Annotated in this window: 14 protein-coding genes; all 14 read left to right on the top strand. The window is 32.8% G+C overall.

Annotated elements, in window-relative coordinates; genetic code table 11:
• Positions 1 to 133 precede the first annotated feature (133 nt).
• The 14 genes from NCE97_RS13915 to NCE97_RS13850 all read left to right on the top strand — a co-directional run bounded on the left by NCE97_RS13915 (position 134) and on the right by NCE97_RS13850 (position 17,648).
• Entirely contained in the window at positions 134 to 1,570 is a 1,437-nt protein-coding gene (locus NCE97_RS13915) for a lipopolysaccharide biosynthesis protein (protein WP_353779887.1), read from the top strand.
• Between the two features lie 26 nt (positions 1,571 to 1,596).
• Positions 1,597 to 2,694, top strand: a complete 1,098-nt coding sequence (locus tag NCE97_RS13910; RefSeq protein WP_353779886.1) for a glycosyltransferase family 4 protein — start codon at positions 1,597 to 1,599, stop codon at positions 2,692 to 2,694.
• Positions 2,695 to 2,702: 8 nt separating this feature from the next.
• A complete protein-coding gene (gene asnB, locus NCE97_RS13905) occupies positions 2,703 to 4,601 on the top strand; it encodes an asparagine synthase (glutamine-hydrolyzing) (protein ID WP_353779885.1) in 1,899 nt (632 codons plus the stop codon).
• Positions 4,592 to 6,277, top strand: a complete 1,686-nt coding sequence (locus NCE97_RS13900; protein ID WP_353779884.1) for a glucosamine inositolphosphorylceramide transferase family protein — start codon at positions 4,592 to 4,594, stop codon at positions 6,275 to 6,277. Before asnB ends, NCE97_RS13900 begins: the two co-directional genes overlap by 10 nt.
• 2 nt (positions 6,278 to 6,279) lie before the next feature.
• Positions 6,280 to 7,374 carry a glycosyltransferase family 4 protein gene (locus NCE97_RS13895; protein WP_353779883.1) on the top strand — a complete coding sequence of 365 codons (1,095 nt, stop codon included), beginning with the start codon at positions 6,280 to 6,282 and terminating at the stop codon, positions 7,372 to 7,374.
• The gene (locus NCE97_RS13890; protein ID WP_353779882.1) at positions 7,367 to 8,533 is read left to right on the top strand and encodes a glycosyltransferase family 4 protein; all 1,167 of its coding nucleotides are present in this window, start codon (positions 7,367 to 7,369) and stop codon (positions 8,531 to 8,533) included. Before NCE97_RS13895 ends, NCE97_RS13890 begins: the two co-directional genes overlap by 8 nt.
• On the top strand, positions 8,530 to 8,988 hold the full coding sequence (locus tag NCE97_RS13885; protein WP_353779881.1) for an acyltransferase: 459 nt from the start codon (positions 8,530 to 8,532) through the stop codon (positions 8,986 to 8,988). The genes NCE97_RS13890 and NCE97_RS13885 overlap by 4 nt, the downstream gene beginning before the upstream one ends.
• Positions 8,985 to 10,211: an O-antigen ligase family protein gene (locus NCE97_RS13880; RefSeq protein ID WP_353779880.1), complete on the top strand. Its 1,227-nt coding sequence runs from the start codon at positions 8,985 to 8,987 to the stop codon at positions 10,209 to 10,211. Before NCE97_RS13885 ends, NCE97_RS13880 begins: the two co-directional genes overlap by 4 nt.
• Positions 10,212 to 10,216: 5 nt before the next feature.
• Positions 10,217 to 11,176 (top strand): acyltransferase family protein, encoded by a 960-nt coding sequence (locus NCE97_RS13875; protein WP_353779879.1) that lies wholly within the window; start codon positions 10,217 to 10,219, stop codon positions 11,174 to 11,176.
• Between the two features lie 15 nt (positions 11,177 to 11,191).
• Positions 11,192 to 13,330, top strand: coding sequence for a Gfo/Idh/MocA family oxidoreductase (locus NCE97_RS13870; RefSeq protein WP_353779878.1), 2,139 nt, complete (start codon positions 11,192 to 11,194; stop codon positions 13,328 to 13,330).
• Entirely contained in the window at positions 13,323 to 14,525 is a 1,203-nt protein-coding gene (locus tag NCE97_RS13865) for a glycoside hydrolase family protein (RefSeq protein ID WP_353779877.1), read from the top strand. The genes NCE97_RS13870 and NCE97_RS13865 overlap by 8 nt, the downstream gene beginning before the upstream one ends.
• Complete coding sequence (locus NCE97_RS13860; RefSeq protein ID WP_353779876.1) at positions 14,515 to 15,213, top strand: WecB/TagA/CpsF family glycosyltransferase; 699 nt, start codon at positions 14,515 to 14,517, stop codon at positions 15,211 to 15,213. Before NCE97_RS13865 ends, NCE97_RS13860 begins: the two co-directional genes overlap by 11 nt.
• Before the next feature lie 33 nt (positions 15,214 to 15,246).
• Positions 15,247 to 16,341, top strand: a complete 1,095-nt coding sequence (gene wecB / locus NCE97_RS13855) for a non-hydrolyzing UDP-N-acetylglucosamine 2-epimerase (protein WP_353779875.1) — start codon at positions 15,247 to 15,249, stop codon at positions 16,339 to 16,341.
• A gap of 191 nt (positions 16,342 to 16,532) precedes the next feature.
• Positions 16,533 to 17,648, top strand: coding sequence for an MraY family glycosyltransferase (locus tag NCE97_RS13850; protein ID WP_353779874.1), 1,116 nt, complete (start codon positions 16,533 to 16,535; stop codon positions 17,646 to 17,648).
• Positions 17,649 to 17,698: the final 50 nt, after the last annotated feature.

Genomic DNA, 17,698 nt, shown 5'->3' with positions numbered 1-17,698 from the left:
ATGAAATAGAAAAATTGTTATCGCTAATTAATCCAAACATTTATTGTAAAGAGAGATGATATAAGAATTGCAAAGAGAGATAGTAACAACATATTTTCTTAATTCTTATTAGATTATTTAAATTTTAATTTCATTGCACGATTTAAAATCCAAGACTGTAAAAGGAGGTTTTTTTCTGACAATAACTAGTGTTCTAAACCAGGTTGTTGCCATAGTTTTAAATATTGTCTTGGCTAGACTATTACTAGCAGAAGATTTTGGTATTGTTGCTTTATCAACAACGTATATAGGATTTATAGCCGTATTCACGAATATAAGTTTTGGTTCCTCGGTTATCCATTTTGCCGACATGAATAAAAACCAAATTTCTACATTATACTGGTTGGATTTAATGACCAAGGTGTTTTCATTTTTAATAGTATTTTTTACAGCTCAATTTGTAGCTGACTACTATGAAAAGCCTGAGTTAACCAATATTATTAGAGCGACTTCTCTTTTCATTTTATTGTATCCTTTCTTTATTGTACAACATAAAATTTTAGAACGCGATTTAAAGTTCAATATTACGAGTAAAATAATAGTTATTGCAACAGTTTTAAGTGCTGTGGTTGCTATTGTTGGTGCTTTTTGCGGTTTAGGTGTTTATGCTTTGGTTTTACAAGTTTTGAGCCTTACTTTTTTTAGATTAATATTTACTCTAAAGTACTGTAAATGGAGACCTAATTTTTACTTCAAGTTTAATGAGGTGCGAGAGATGTTTTGGTATTCATTGAAATATGACTTAGGTAATGGATTTCAGTATATCACCAGAAATATAGATTATCTAATTATGGGGAAATTGTTTTCATCTAAAATAATTGGATATTATGCTTTTTCTTATAACATAATGTATACTCCTGTGAAAAGAGTCTCTAATGTGTTTAATGATATACTTTTTCCATCACTCTCTAAAGTAAAAGATGATTTACAGAAGATGAAGATTGGATATTTTAAGTCCAAACAATTGGTAGCTATGATTGTTTTCCCTGTAATGACTCTTGTTGCATTAAATGCTGAGTTAATCATTGAATTTGTTTTTGGGTCAAAGTGGTTAGAAGCTGTTCCAATTATACGAATTTTGTGTTTTGCAGGCGCATTTCAGTCTATTACGCAATTTACAAGTGCTGTATTTGCCAGTCTTGGTAAACCAGAAATCACTACCTACATTTCTGTCGTTAGGACAATAATGACTATTGCAGCTATAGTTATAGGATCATTTTACGGAATACTTACAGTAGTGTGGTTATTGCTTATAAGTAAAATAGTAGATTGGATATTAACTCATATCCTATTGAGGCTGTATTTGAAGTTTGACTTGAGAGATTTTTGGAAATACTTAAAAGGAATCTTAGTATGTGTGTTATTCCTTTTTATGTTGGAATACGTATTTACATTTAGTCAGTTTACAGAATTGCACATAAATGCAACGCTTAAGTTAGTTTTTGAAACACTTCTAGCATTTTTAATCACCATGTTATTTTATAAGTCTATTATAATTGACCTGTATAAAACCATAAGAAAAAAAGTATAAATAGATGGATAAAACAACCAATATCTATGAAGATTTTACATTGTATAAATAGTCCAAGTGTAGGAGGTTTGGAGCGCACAACTATTGAGTTGGCGATTCAGCAAACCAAAAAAGGTATTGATACCAGTATTATGGTTGATCGTGTTGAAGGAGAATACTACGATTATTTAGTCGAAAACAATGTGCCTTTGATTATTTCAAATATTAAAGGAGGTTTTGATTTTAATCCAAAAACCTACAATCGTCTAAAGAAAATTTTTGATGACTTTGATATTGTTCATCAATACAATTTTTCTCCAATACGAGCATATGCTTCTTATAGAAGTAAGGCAGCTAAAGTATACACGATTTGTGGTTTATCTAAAGGTGTAAGAAAGGAGAATGCAATAAAGTATTTTACAAGAGAAACCTTGAAGAAATGGTTTTTACATAAAGTAGATGCTTTAGTGACAAAATCTAGACACCTGATAGAAAAATCTAAAGAACATTATGGTTTAAAGCATATCAATATTAGCATAGTATCCAACGGGTCAACTTTAGATAAGCAGCTTGCTGAGTTGAAGAAAAAGAGTGCCAATGAAGAGTTTACAATTGGTTTGGTTTCTAGATTCATCCCAAGAAAACGTGTGGATAGATTACTAGATGGGTTTAAGATGTTTTTAGATAAAGGAGGTAAAGGGCAAGTGCTTTTAGTAGGAGATGGACCGTCCATGCCAGATATTAAAAAACAAATCGAATATCTTGAGATAAAAGATTATATTAAACTACCTGGATATCAGTCTGAAATGGCTCAGTTTTATGAAGTTTTTGATATCGTAGTACACCCCAGCGACGATGAAGGAACAGGTAATGTCGCAATAGAATCCTATTTATTTGGGAAACCGGTAATTGCGTTTAGTGATTCAGGAGGGTTTAAGGAAGTTTTGGAACCTATTGAGCCCGAAAATATAGTTAACACAAATGAAGAGCTATCAGAAAGGTTGCTTTTTTACTATAAAAACAAAGATTTAATTTTTGATGAGTCTCAAAAAAGACGCAACTATGCAAAGGAAAATTTCAGTATTGAAAGCATGGAAAAAAACTATCGTAATATATACAATCAAATAGTAAACGAAAAAAATTAGAAAAGAGCATGTGTGGTATAAGTGGAATATTTCGGTTGTCATCAACTAATCTGGATTTATGTAAATCAGTAACAGATATGAATAAAGCGATGGAACATCGCGGCCCAGATGATAAAGGAATTTGGGAGAATAGTCAAGGAAATTTATGTATGGGGCAGACAAGATTGAGCATCATAGACCTTTCCCAAGCTGGACATCAGCCAATGATTGATACTGCGACAAAGAATGTGATTACTTATAATGGAGAGGTTTTCAACTTCAAGATTCTCAATAATGAATATTTGAAACAAGAAGAATTCTTTTCTAATTCGGATACCGAGACCATATTAAAGCTTTATAAAAAGTATGGTCTAGATATGATAGCAAAATTGAATGGAATGTTTGCTTTTGCAATTTGGGATGAAGCTAGGCAGGAATTAATATTAGCCAGAGATCGTTCAGGAAAAAAACCACTCTATTATACCGAAATGAACGGGTGCTTTATGTTTTCATCAGAACTTAAAGCTCTTTTTAAATTACCTTGGATTACTAAGGAACTAGATGAAAAGGTATTGTATGATTTCTTAACATTCAATACAGTTTCTACTCCTAATACTATGTTTAAGGGTATATCTAAGTTCAAACCTGGCTACTATATGGTGGTTAACAAGGATGGTATACAAAAGTATGAGTCCTTCAATGACTTAAAATATAGAAAACTCAACTTCTCAACCGAAAATGAGTTGGCAGATATGGTGTACGATAAGCTTGAAGAATCTGTAGGCTTACGAATGATCTCAGATGTTCCAGTTGGAGCTTTTTTAAGTGGAGGTGTAGATTCTTCTGCTATTGTTGCTTTAATGCGTAATAATACGCAAAATGAAATTAAAACCTTTACGATTGGTTTTGAAAATCAGCCAGATTATAACGAATTAAAATATGCTGAAAAAATAGCATCTCGCTACAATACCAATCATTTTATAAAAACAGTTACACCAAACGATCTTTTAGATTTCATACCTAAGGTAACTGATATTTATGACGAACCTCAAGCAGATACTACAGCAATCCCAATTTACTTTATATCTCAATTAGCTCAAGAAGAGAATATTAAAGTTGTGCTCAATGGGGATGGTCCAGATGAGCTTTTTAGTGGATATAGCAACTATGAGCGCTATGTTAAAATGTATCAGTACTATAAAGTAGCCAACAATGCACCAAAATTTTTGAAACAAGTATCTAAGCAAGTTGCCGATGCTATTTATCCAGGGAAACCACTTTCCGAAATGGCAAATCGATTAGTAAAAGGAGAAGATTTTTATTGGCCAGGTGCAGGAGGTATGAAAGAGGGAGCAAAGCACAAACTACTGTCTAGTGAGTTTAAAGATAGAGTGAACGGGCACTCATCTTATGAGTATGTCAAAAGATTGAAGGAAGACTACAATAAGTTTTTAGATGGTAATAAATTTGATTATATAAACTGGCTCTGTTATTCAGGTTATAGGCAAGCTGTTACAGAACGATTCTTGTTTAGGGCAGATAGATTGGGTATGGCCAATTCTATAGAAGCACGCAGCCCTTTTTTAAATCATGAAATGGTTCAGTTAGCACTTTCGATACCTGGAGAGTACAAAATCAAAAATGGAGTTAATAAATACATTCTCAAAAAAGCATTAGAGCGTATATTGCCTGATGACATTTTATACCGAAAAAAGATGGGATTTTGTTTGCCAATTAGAGAGTGGGCAAGCGAAACCATATACAATGGAGTGAAGGATGAGGTTGTGCAATTCAATAAAGAAACCAATCTATTTAATCTTGAAATGGTAAATTCGCAACTTCAGTTATTAAAGGACGGAAATACACAATACACAAACTCCGTATGGACAATTTACTTTTTGATTAATTGGTATAAAAAATGGCTGTAAAGGATAAAAGTGTGAAAGATAAAATCAAAGTAGGAATCCTAGTTAATTCTCTCATTCTTGAGGAATGGAAAAGAGAAATTATTAAAGAGATAAACGCATCCTCTTATGCTGAGGTTGTACTGTTTATAAAAAGAAAGGAACCGAATCCACTGACAAAATCCGAAAAGCTTTGGAAGTATAGAGGCAGTATATTTTATAAAATAATAGAAACACTTGACGCTTTCTTGTCAAAAAAGCTTACCAAAAAGCACGTAAATGCTTTTGCTAAAAAAGATTATAGAGACAGTAATGTTCCTGTTATTGAAGTAGAGCCAAAGACGACTAAGTTTAGTGATATAATAGTTGATGAAGATCTAGATAAGATCAAAGATTATGATTTAGATATAATTTTAAGGTTCGGATTTCGAATTTTAAAAGGAGGAATATTAAATAGCGTCTCAAAGCAGGGAGTTTGGTCTTTTCATCATGGTGATAATAAAGTAAACAGAGGAGGCCCACCAGGTTTTTGGGAAGTCTTGCAAGGATGGAAAGAAACAGGGTGCATCTTACAAAGATTGTCAGAAGATTTGGATGGCGGATATGTGTTGAACAGAACATGGGTTGCCACATATAAATATAATATTCGTGAAAATAAAAACAGGATATACTGGAGAGCAATAAAGATAATCCCGAGGCTCTTAAAAGAACTACATGAAGAAGGAACAGATGTATTCTATAGTAATAAAAAAGTGTTAAATCCTGCAAATGATTTTTATACCAGAAAAATATACAAAGCACCTGGCAATTGGCAAGGATTACTTTTACTGATTAAATACATAAGGATAGTAGTTGCACAGATTATAGATGTTACTTTTTACAAGGATCAATGGTTTTTACTTTATAGAAAAGGTAAACAAACTCCTGAAACCTCATTCAGGAGAATGAAGAAAATAACCTCAAAAAAGTCAATGTTTTGGGCCGATCCTTTTCTTGTACATGAAAATAATAGAGACTATATTTTTGTAGAAGAATATGATTGGTCTATTAGCAAAGGACACATTTCTGTTTTAGATATCGTTGATAATAAGGTTGATAAAATAACCAAGGTAATTGATAATGATTATCATTTTTCATATCCATTTATTTTTCAATATGAAGGCGATTACTATATGATACCTGAGACTGCTTCAAACAGAACAATTGAACTCTATAAATGTGATAACTTTCCGTATGAATGGTCTTTTCAAAAGAATCTTTTTGAAAACATTGCTGCTGTGGATACCACACTCTTTTATCATAATGAATTATGGTGGCTATTTACGTCTGTAGACGAAACTGCTAAAAGTACGAAGCATGATGAGCTGTTTGTGTTTTATGCAACGAATCCTATAACTGGGAACTGGACACCTCATAAGAAGAACCCTGTGATTACAGATGCAAAAGTGGCCAGGCCTGCAGGAAATTTATTTGTTTCTGATGGTAAGATGTTTAGGCCATCACAAAATTGTACAGGAATTTATGGATCATCAATCAATATCAATGAGATAAAAGTTTTGACTAAAGACGAATACAAAGAACAGTTGATCGATAATCTAAAACCAGATTGGGATAAGAAATTAAGAGGAATTCATACCATTAATTTCAATGAAAAGATAACTGTTTTAGATGGATTTGAAAAAGTATCTAAGTTTTTCTAAAGATGAAAAAAAAACAGATTCTCTGGATTCTACCGAACTATAACTTTTACAATATTCAAAGACTGAATTTATTGCACTCCTTTTTTGATATTCTGGTTATGGCTGGGAAGCAAAATGATAAACTTGGTTTTAAAACAGGTAAAGTAGTTTCCAAATCTGAGGTTATCTATGTCGATAAACACAAAAAAGAATTCTGGAGATCCCTTAAGGTCATAAAACTAATATTAAAGAATTTGAAGGATAAGGACTTTGTTTACCTAGCCGTAGAAAACAAGAACCTTGTCATATTACTTGTGCTATTATTTTACAGGCGTTTAAAGAGTTTAAAATTCAAGATATTTTCATACAACCATATGTATTTAAAGTCTGGTAATAAATATGTAGCGAAAATTAACAAGCTGCTTACTAGGTTTTATTTTAACAAACTGGATATTATCATTTTTTATACTCAGAAAAGTTGCGAAACTGCTCTTGAGCAAAAGATAATAAGCCCAGAGAAAGCATTTTGGGCAAATAATACGATTGACACAAATGAAGTGAAGAAATATTATGAATTTATTCCGCCACCTGCAAACCCAAGCATATTATTTATAGGCCGCCTTATCCCATCTAAAAGAGTTGGTGATTTGATTAAATATTTTGATTCACTAAAGTCAGTCATTCCAAAATTGAAATTAGAGATCATAGGAGATGGACCAGACAAAAATATAGTTGAAGAAGCTGCATCTAAAGATGAAAATATTACATGGCATGGAGCCATAATTGATGAACAATACATAGCCCCAATAATGGCTAGAAATAGTATAGTCTTTATTCCAGGTCTCTCAGGTTTATCTATTAACCACGCTTTTGCTTATGGTAGGCCTTATATTACTTTGATAGCAGATAAGCATGGGCCAGAGATTAGTTACATTACCCAAGGTGAAAACGGGTATGTGCTAAATAATAAATTCCAAGAAAATATTGATAAAATTACAGACCTATTAAACAATAATGAAAAGCTACTAGAGTTTAGCCTGAAGGCGAAATCTAAAGGAGAAGATTTATCTGTTGAAAAATGGGTGCAACAAGTAAAACATATTCTGCAAAGTGCATAAACAAAGACCAAAGATATTATTTATAGGACCTGCGCCACCACCATACTCAGGTCCTGAGTTAAGTATGCAACAGTTCTTGGAGTCAAAAACTCTGAATGAAGCTTTTGAAATCAAGTTTTTGAAAACTAATTTTAGGAAAGACAACACGAAAAAAGGAAAAGTAGATGTTTCTATGATTTCTTATTTCTTTATTTTCTTTTTTAAATTAATTAAGCTGTTGTTTACAAATCGTATACAATGTGTTTATTACCCAATAACACCAACTCAAGTAGGTTGGCTAGGAAGAGATATATGGGTGATACTACTAAGTAAGTTACGAGGAACAAAGGTTGTTATTCATTTAAGAGGTAGTCATTTTAAACTCAACTTTCAGCAGTTCAAAGGAGTTGTTAAATCTTTAATAGGGTTTAGTTTGAGACGAGTAGATAATGCTATTGTTCAGGCAGAATACTTAAGAGATCAATTTGAGCCTTATGTTAAGCATTCAAAAACAGCTGTTCTTTACCAAGCTATGGATATTGATCAATATTCATTTGATAAATCCGTAAATGTAGAACAAGGTAAAATATTAGTAATTGGACATATGACAAAAGCCAAGGGGTATACCGATATCCTAAAAATAATTCCTGAGATTTGTCAAGAATTCCCTTATGTTAAGTTTTATTTTGCAGGAAATATGCGCAAAGGTGAGCGAGGTGTGTTTTATAATCAATATACTGGAGAGCGAATTACTTATGAAGATCCTTTTGAAGCCGAAGATAGAATTCTACAATCAGTTTATAAAGGGAATTATGTAAACCTTGGAATTATTACTGGGCAAGACAAAATAAAACATTTACAGACAACAGATATATTTTTAACAGCTTCTTATTCTGAAGGATTTTCGAGATCTTTGTTGGAATCCATGTCTGTTGGAAAGCCTATATTGTTTACGCCAGTAGGCGCACATCGCGAAGTGTTTAAAGATGAGATACATGGATACTCATTTAGACCAGGAGAATTAAAAGAGTTTAAAACAGCATTGAGAAAAATATTGTCAGATAAGCAAAAAAGAAATGAAATGGGATATCGTAACAGACAATACGTAGTCAATGAGTTTTCTATTGAAAAAATATCTGAAAATTTTAAAGAAATCATTTCAAATACATTGGCTTCATGAAAATAATTATTAGGAAAATGGTACATTATCTGGGAAATATTCTTAGGTTTTTTCAATTGACATTTTTGAGAGCTTCAGGAGCCAAAATAGGAAAGAATACTATGATTAGCTTAGGGGCTAAGATAGATGTAAGACGGGGTAAAATATCTATAGGAGATCATTGTCTAATTACACACGGTTGTTATATTTTATCACACGATGGAGCAGCACATGTTATTAACCCAGAAGATGATGGTACTGGATATGTAACTATTGGAGATCATGTTTTTATTGGTGTTAATACTGTAGTAATGAGGAATGTTACTATTGGGAATCATGCAATAATAGGAGCAGGGTCTGTAGTAAACAAAGATATACCTGAAGGTGCAGTAGCCGCAGGTAACCCAATCAAAATTATAAAACAACTAGAACCACCATATAGGGCTCTACCCAAAGTGATTAAAGACGTATCATGATTATAATTCCACTAATAATCATTTTAGTGATTTTCTTAATAAGAATTCAAAAAGGGATGTTCGCAGCACTCCTACTAGTAGTTGCGACAAAATCCATTATTGATGCGTTTTGGGAATATAGGGTAGGACCACTCTCTTTTAGTTCTTTTGGAGGGATTATAATTCCATTAATCTTCTTTCCAGTTCTAAAAAAACAGAAAATTTTTCCGAATTTTTGGAAGAAAAACTCTTACCTGTTATTAGCGGCTTTATCTCTAGGTTTCATCTTTGCATTGCCAATAAAACCTTTAGAAACCATTGAGCTAATGCTTATTGTCATAAATATCTTTTTCGCATTTTACATAATTCCTTATTTGGTTAGAGATTCAAAAAAATTGAAACAGTTATTATTGGCTATCATCATTAGTGGAGTTTTTCCTATTGTAGTAAGCTTATATCAATTTCAAACAGGCGTAGTTTTTCAAGAGAGAGAAACGGTAGGACTTACTAGATATGTTGGGTTCTACCATGATGCTTTTCCTGTACGATTTTATGGACTCTTTACATTATTTTCAATCATAGCTTTTTTTCATTTATTTAAACCGAAGAATAAAATCTTTTCCTATGGACTTATGCTCGTTGGCTTAGGTGCTTTGTTTTCTGTCTACTTAGTATTTAGTAAAGCAGCTGTTGCTATCATCGGACTTTGGGTTATTCTAATATTAATATTTTCTAGATTAAGATTTAGAGCAGCATTTACTATTATGGCTGTAGTTATTGTTTTAGGATTAGTTTTTGGGGACACACTTTTCTCAAATATTGAACAACTCTTTAGTAAAGAAGTAGGATATCAAACAGGAGAGATAAAAGATGCAAGATTTACCTTGGCAGGTAGAGGATACATTTGGCAAGATTATTGGCAGTTTTGGGCTACAGAACAAGCAACCCTTTTTCAATGGTTTGGAGATGGCATCGGAAGACCATCTCATAATGAATATTTTAGAATTCTTCTGTTAAACGGTATTGTTGGATTATTTTTCTTTTTAGTTTACTTGTTTTCTACAGTTAAAATTGTTTTTAAGTCTAACAAGAAAGTGAAAGTACTTTGTTTTATGCTAATGGGAATGTATTTAATAGATTGTATTGGTTTAGATACAGGGTATTATTACTATTATAATATATTACTTTGGGGTATAATAGGATTATTTGTTACTCGGAAAGAATCTTTTTTTTATCAATCCTAAACGCTGTGCATAGAAAAAGATTGATTGATATAGACATAGCCGTCGGAATTACTATAATTCTAGTAGTTTATGGACATTTACAGTTTACTGAAGACATGACGTCAATGTACTTAGTGTCTAGAGACATAGTCTATAAATTTCATATGCCTTTATTTATGTTCCTTTCAGGGTTTTTAATGTCGTATACCTATAAACCATTAATATCTTCGGAAGACTATAAAAGGTTTATTAAAAAAAAGGCAATTAAGTTTTTACCGCCTTATATTTTATTCTCTATCATTTTTATTGTTCTAGAAGGTGTTTTGAATCGTTCAACAAGAGAGGGGATTTTACAAGACTTTATAGATATGCTACTATACCCATCAAAGTCTCCAGCTGGCTTTTTATGGTATATTTATGTCTTATTTCAGTTCTACATCATCCTTCCTTTGTTGATGAAATTAGCCAACAATAAAATTCACATCCTTTTATTAATCGCTATAGGATTACAATTCTTCAAAGAAGTAGAACTATTCAATATTAATTTGTTTTCTTTTTATTTTTTGTTTGTTGTGTTAGGTATAATTGCCACCAAATATTTAGATCAATATTATAAACTCATCTCTAGGTTTGGAATTTTGTTTGTAGTGTTATTTGTAACCGCAATTGTTTTTAGCTTTTATTATGGAATCAATAAACTAAGTTTAGGATTATTGTCAATACCTACTATGGGTTTTATGTCTATAATGATAGAAAAAACAAGGCTCAAGGATCATCTAGGAAAGATAGGGAGACATTCCTTCTATATATATTTAATGAACACTTTAGTTATGGGAGCATTATATGTCGTTTTTACTAAATATTTAAAGTTTGAATTATCTCCTTTTTTACTAGTTATTTTTCTTATATCAGGAGTATATTTGCCAATGATAATTTATAATAGAATTATAAAAAGAAATAAACTTTTAAATAAAATAATCCAATAAACATTCAGGATTGAAATGCAGCAACTTACACAAAAGTTAGGATCAGGACAAATGGTAATTCAAGAGATACCATATCCACAGGTAGGAAAAGGAATGATTGTTGTCAAAAATCACTACTCTATTATTAGTGCAGGTACAGAAGGTTCAACTGTACAAGCAGCACGAAAAAGCCTTATAGGAAAAGCTAAAGAGCGACCACAACAAGTAAAGCAAGTTATAGATACCCTAAAAAAACAAGGGCCAGTTCAGACGTATAGAGCTGTTATGAAAAAGCTAGATGCTTACTCACCACTAGGATATAGCTGTGCTGGAGAAGTAATAGAGGTAGGAGATGACGTCACTGAGTTCCAAATAGGAGATAAAGTAGCATGTGCAGGTGCTGGATATGCTAATCATGCTGAGATTGTTTCCGTACCAATAAATTTATGTGTAAAACTAGATGAAGATTCTAGTCTAAAAGACGCTGCCTATAATACACTTGGAGCAATTTCTATGCAAGGAGTAAGGCAAGCCGATATGAGACTTGGGGAAACTTGTGTCATTATTGGTTTAGGATTACTAGGACAATTAGCAGCTTTGATTTTGAAAGCTTCTGGAGTCAATGTAATAGGGATTGATGTATCTGAAAATGCAATAAACCAAGCTGTAGAAAATAATGTTGTAGATTTTGGATGGACACGTAACACTCCTGGAATTGAAGAAAAAATTAATACTGCTACTAAGGGTGTAGGAGCAGATGCAATAATAATTGCTGCAGCGACCTCGAGTACCGACCCAATAAATTTTGCAGGATCCATAGCCAGAAAAAAAGGTAAAGTAGTTATACTTGGAGCAGTACCAACAGGTTTTGATAGAGATCCTTATTGGTATAGAAAAGAGTTAGAACTCAAAATGGCTTGCTCTTACGGTCCAGGGCGTTATGATCTTAATTACGAAGAAAAAGGTATAGATTATCCTGTAGCCTATGTTCGCTGGACAGAGAAACGTAATATGCAAGCGTTTCAAGAACTTCTGTCAAAAAATCGAATCGATATTGGTTACTTAACCACACACGAATTTGCCTTTGATGATGCACCAAAAGCATTTGATTTAGTTGTTAACAGAACAGAACCCTTTACTGGAATTGCACTAAAATATAATATAGATAAAGCACAAAACAAAGAGGCGATTACCACTTCAGAAGATACCAAGTTGGGTAAAATCAATGTTTCTTTTATTGGAGCAGGGAGTTATGCGCAAGGTAATCTACTTCCTAACATACCAGAGTCTGATGAGGTAAAACGTATAGGTGTACTTACGAATACTGGTACTACTTCCAAGCGTGTAGCTGAAAAGTTTAAGTTTCAATTTTGTGCAACACAAGAAGCAGATATACTCAGTGATAAAACAAATACTCTATTCATTGCAACCCGACATGATTCTCATGGGGAATATGTCCTCAAGGGATTAGAATCCAATAAACATGTGTTTGTAGAAAAACCACTATGCTTGCTCGAAAGTGAGTTAGAAGATATTATCAAAGCTCAAAAAACTTCAGGTAAGTCTGTAATGGTAGGATTTAACAGACGATTTTCTCCTTTAACTAAAAAGATAAAATCTACCTTAGGAGATGGTCCTATGAGTATGATTTACAGAATTAATGCAGGAGCAATACCAAGAGATACGTGGATTCAAGATATGGAGATAGGAGGAGGAAGAATTCTAGGAGAAGTATGTCACTTCATAGATTACCTAACTTATCTTAACGGAAGCTTACCGATGAAAGTTTCAGCAAATGCATTACCAGATCCACATGGATTAAATGATACCGTAAATATTTTGATTCAGTTTGAAAATGGTTCCACAGGAACTATTGGTTATTATGCCAATGGTTCTAAATCTTTAGCGAAAGAATATGTCGAAGTATATGCTTCTGGTACCACAGCCATACTTAGTGATTTTAAAGAACTAAAGATTTATGGTAAAGGAAAGCCATTTAAAAAGAAACTAATCAACCAGAACAAAGGGCAGAAAGAAATGGTAGAGTCCTTTATCAATGGCTTACTCAATGAAGCAAAGGCACCAATTAGTTTTGAGGATATTGTTGCAGTTGCTAAAGCTTCTTTTAAAGTACTGGAATCAATAACAGAAGGAGGTCAACAGATTGATGTCTAATTTCGAAGAAAACTTTTTAAGGCTAAAAAAATACTGTGAGCAAGAACAGTTCAAAGGATGGGATCCTTATGATGGATTAAACTCTAAAGTATTTAGAGCACTGCCTCTTAAACAATGGGATTTAGCTAGGTTAGCCTGGATTCAAGGATTTAAAAGAAGTCCTATAAATTTTAGAAGCCTACTGGCAGTTCCAAAAGAATATAATGCAAAAGGTATAGGGCTATTTTTATCTGGCTATTGCAATTTGTATAAAGTGGCAAAAGCAGGCAATGAATCTTTTGGTAATTCAGAAGATATTTTAAAACAAGTTGAAGAATTAGCAGAGTTATTATTATCGCTTCAAACTAAGGGATATTCTGGAGCGTGCTGGGGATATAATTTCGATTGGCAAGCCAGACGGTTATTTTTGTTTCCAAAAGAAACACCTACAGTTGTAGCAACAACATTTTGTGCCGAGGCTTTGTTTGAAGCTTATGAAATAACCAAGAACAAAAATTATTTGGATGCAGCATTAAGTGCAGCGGAATTCATAATGAAGGATCTGTCCAGAACACCTCATAAAAGTGGCTTTTTGTTTTCTTACAGTCCTTTAGATGGAAATAATACAGTATTTAACGCATCATTATTAGGAGCAAAACTGCTGAGTATAGCTTATAAGTATTCTAGTAATGAGACATATCTTCAAACTGCAAGAGAAGCGGTTTTGGCTGCATGTGAATCTCAAGAGCAAGATGGCTCTTGGGTGTATGGACTTCTACCAGTACAATCTTGGATCGATAGTTTTCACACAGGCTATAATTTGGAAGCCATTCAAATATATCAATCTATTTCTGGTGATCAATCATTTCAATCTAATATTGAAAAAGGATTAGATTTTTATATTGAACATTTTTTTGAAGATAATGGCATGCCTAAATATTATCATAATAAGACATACCCAATAGATATTCATTGCCCAGGGCAGTTATTTGTAACGCTAAGCAAACTAGGAGTTCATACAAATCACAAGGATTCAGCTAATCGCGTATTACAATGGACATTGGATAATATGCAAGATAAAAAAGGGTATTTTTATTATCAATTAAAAAAAGGTATAAGCTCCAAGATACCTTATATGCGTTGGAGTAATGCCTTTATGTTTAATGCCATGTCATTTTATTTTCTTGAAACCCAAAATCTGAAAGATGGACTATAAATTGCTTAATGGAGTAAAGACCTACGCACCTTCATCAAGGAAACAACTAATAGAATTTGCTTTTGAGAATCAAAGCATTCTTGTTGCAGTAAACGCAGAAAAAATTCTTCATGCTACAGATGAAAGCAGAAATTTAATCAATAGGAATGTAGGCTATCCAGATGGCATTGGAGCAGTATGGGCACTAAAGAAGAAAGGAGACAAAACTGTAGTAAAAACTCCAGGATGCGAATTATGGTTGGATATAGTTTCGGCTTACCAAGAGGATAAGACATTTTATTTTGTAGGCGGCAAGCAAGAAGTAATTGAAGCTACTATAGACAAGCTAAAATTTGAATTCAAGAATATTAGAATTAGCAATTTTAGAAATGGTTATATAAAGACCAAAGAAGAGGAGCTAGCATTGATTGAAGATATTAAAACCCATAAACCAGATGTAGTTTTTGTAGCCATGGGATCACCAAAACAAGAATTATTAATGGAACGTATACAGAAAGAACATTCTGCATTATACCAAGGTTTGGGAGGAAGTTTCGACGTCTACACAGGAAATGTGAAAAGAGCTCCAAAATGGTGGGTGAAAAATAACTTGGAGTGGGCATACCGCTTAATTAATCAGCCATCAAGGATAAAACGACAAATACACTTAGTCCGATTTTTTGCCAATTTGCATCTTAATCGGTATTAAAATGCAATCTTTGTAAAAATTATAAACATTAACATGTATAAAGTTACCATTGTAGCAGGAGCGAGACCAAATTTTATGAAGATAGCTCCAATCATTCATGAAATTGAGCGTGTTAAAGCAGAAGGAGCGCAAATTGATTTTCGCTTAGTGCATACAGGTCAACACTATGACAAAAATATGTCTGGAAGCTTTTTTGAACAGCTTCAAATCCCAAAACCTCATGTAAACTTAGAATCCAGCGGAGGAAGTCAAGCTGAACAGACAGCCAGCATCATGATTAGGTTTGAGCAAGATTTAATTGAAAATCCTGCAGATCTGGTCCTAGTGGTTGGTGATGTAACTTCAACAATGGCTTGCGCTATAACAGCTCAAAAGCTAAATGTCAAAGTTGCACATGTCGAAGCTGGAATACGTTCTGGTGATTGGACTATGCCAGAAGAGATTAACCGAATGGTGACAGATAGTATAACCAATTATTTCTTTACTACCTCTGAGCTTGCAAACGATAATTTGAAAAAATCTGGTGTTTCCGATGACAAGATTTATTATGTTGGAAATACGATGATAGACACACTTGTTAAGCAACGTCCTAATTTTTTGCAGCCTTCTATTTGGGATGAATTAAATCTATCCAAAAAGAATTATATAGTTATGACATTGCATAGACCTGCAAATGTCGATGAGGAACATGTCTTAAAGGAATTGATTGATGAAATTGTACAGAATACAAAAGACTTACCGTTAATCTTTCCTGTGCACCCAAGAACAGCAAAAATTTTAGATAGGCTAGGGATAAATCATGCTAGGTTGCATAAAGTTCCGCCGTTAAGTTATTTAGAATTCAATTATTTGGTTGAACATTCAAAAGCAGTTATTACAGACTCTGGAGGGATTACTGAAGAGACAACTGTAATGAGAGTGCCTTGTCTTACGCTAAGAGATAATACAGAACGTCCCGAAACTATTTCATTAGGCACCAATGAACTGGTTGGAACTAACCCCAAAAATATAAAACCGTTTTTGGATAAGTTGTTTTCTGATGATTGGAAAAAAGGTAGTGATATACCGCTTTGGGATGGCAGAACTGCTCATAGAATTGTCGATGAATTGCTTAAATTATCCGATTAAGAATAATTTTACTATCTTTAAAAACCCAAACCATAAATGATATTTAAAACCTATTCCCCTTTAAGTATTTGTTAAGTTAGCTATTAATATGTGGTTTGTTAATAGAAAATGGCGATATTTGCATAAAATATTAATAATTAACTAACTGAAATACTGTATTTTAAGTAAAGTGTTTCTCAATTGTTGCCCCCATGATACAATTTTTACAAAACTTCTCACCTGAAGATCATTTAGTTATATGGTTAATTGGAGCTTTCCTTATGGCTTTTTTTATATCATATTCTACTTTTCCTACCATACTTTATGTTACTAAGCAAAAACATTTATTTGATGAGCCAGATAATCGAAGCATGCATTCATCCAAAGTTCCTACTCTGGGAGGGATAGGAATCTTTTTTAGTTTAGTAGTCGTTATTACTATAGTTGGAGCTTTATTAAATACCAAAATACTATTGTTAGTACTCGGAGCTCAAACAATTCTTTTCTTTTTAGGTCTAAAAGATGATTTAACAGTGCTATCTGCTAGAAAAAAGTTTTTTGGTCAATTACTAGCCGCTTTGCTATTGATTATTTTTACGGATACTAGGATAATTGGCTTTTCTAAAATACTGGATGTAGATATTTTGCCTTATTGGGTGTCAGTTATTTTCACATTGTTTGTGTATATATTAATTGTCAATGCATACAATTTAATAGATGGCATTGATGGTTTAGCAGGGACAATAGGTCTTTTAGCTAGCGGTGTTTTTGTATTACTGTTCGTTAAAGCTGAGGAGTATAGTTTAGCAACAGTTGCGGTGGCATTAATGGGTGCATTAATTGCATTTTTGAGGCTTAATTTCTCAAGTAAGAATAAAATATTTATGGGAGATACAGGGTCAATGATAGTAGGGTTTTTGTTAGCCTTTTTTACCATAAGTTTTATATATAAGGCTCAGACCGATGTGTTAGCCCAATATCACAAGGCTGCACCAGCATTGGCTTTAGCTATACTATTTTATCCTTTGATGGATACATTTAGAGTCTTTTTTATCAGAATTTTTATTTTAAAAGTAAGTCCATTTAAAGCAGACAAAAATCATATACACCATAGATTTATTGATCATGGCTTCAGTCATTTATCAACAACATTGATAATAGTTTTACTCAACTTACTTATTATTTTTATTGCTTTTAATTGTCTAGGATGGAATCTCAACACACAAATTTTTGCGCTTTTGGGCTATGGAAGTGTATTATATTGCCTTCCTTTTTTAGCAAAGAAAAAGCTTGTAAGTAAGCCCTTTAGTAGAGAGTTAAAAGTATAGTATATTTTAATAGTTAAGCAAGCTTTGTTCTTGTTTATATTGAAGTTATA

Origin of the sequence: Winogradskyella sp. 3972H.M.0a.05 (assembly GCF_040493455.1) — a bacterium.
Classification (GTDB): domain Bacteria; phylum Bacteroidota; class Bacteroidia; order Flavobacteriales; family Flavobacteriaceae; genus Microcosmobacter.
This window is presented reverse-complemented; position numbering and strand designations above follow the sequence as displayed.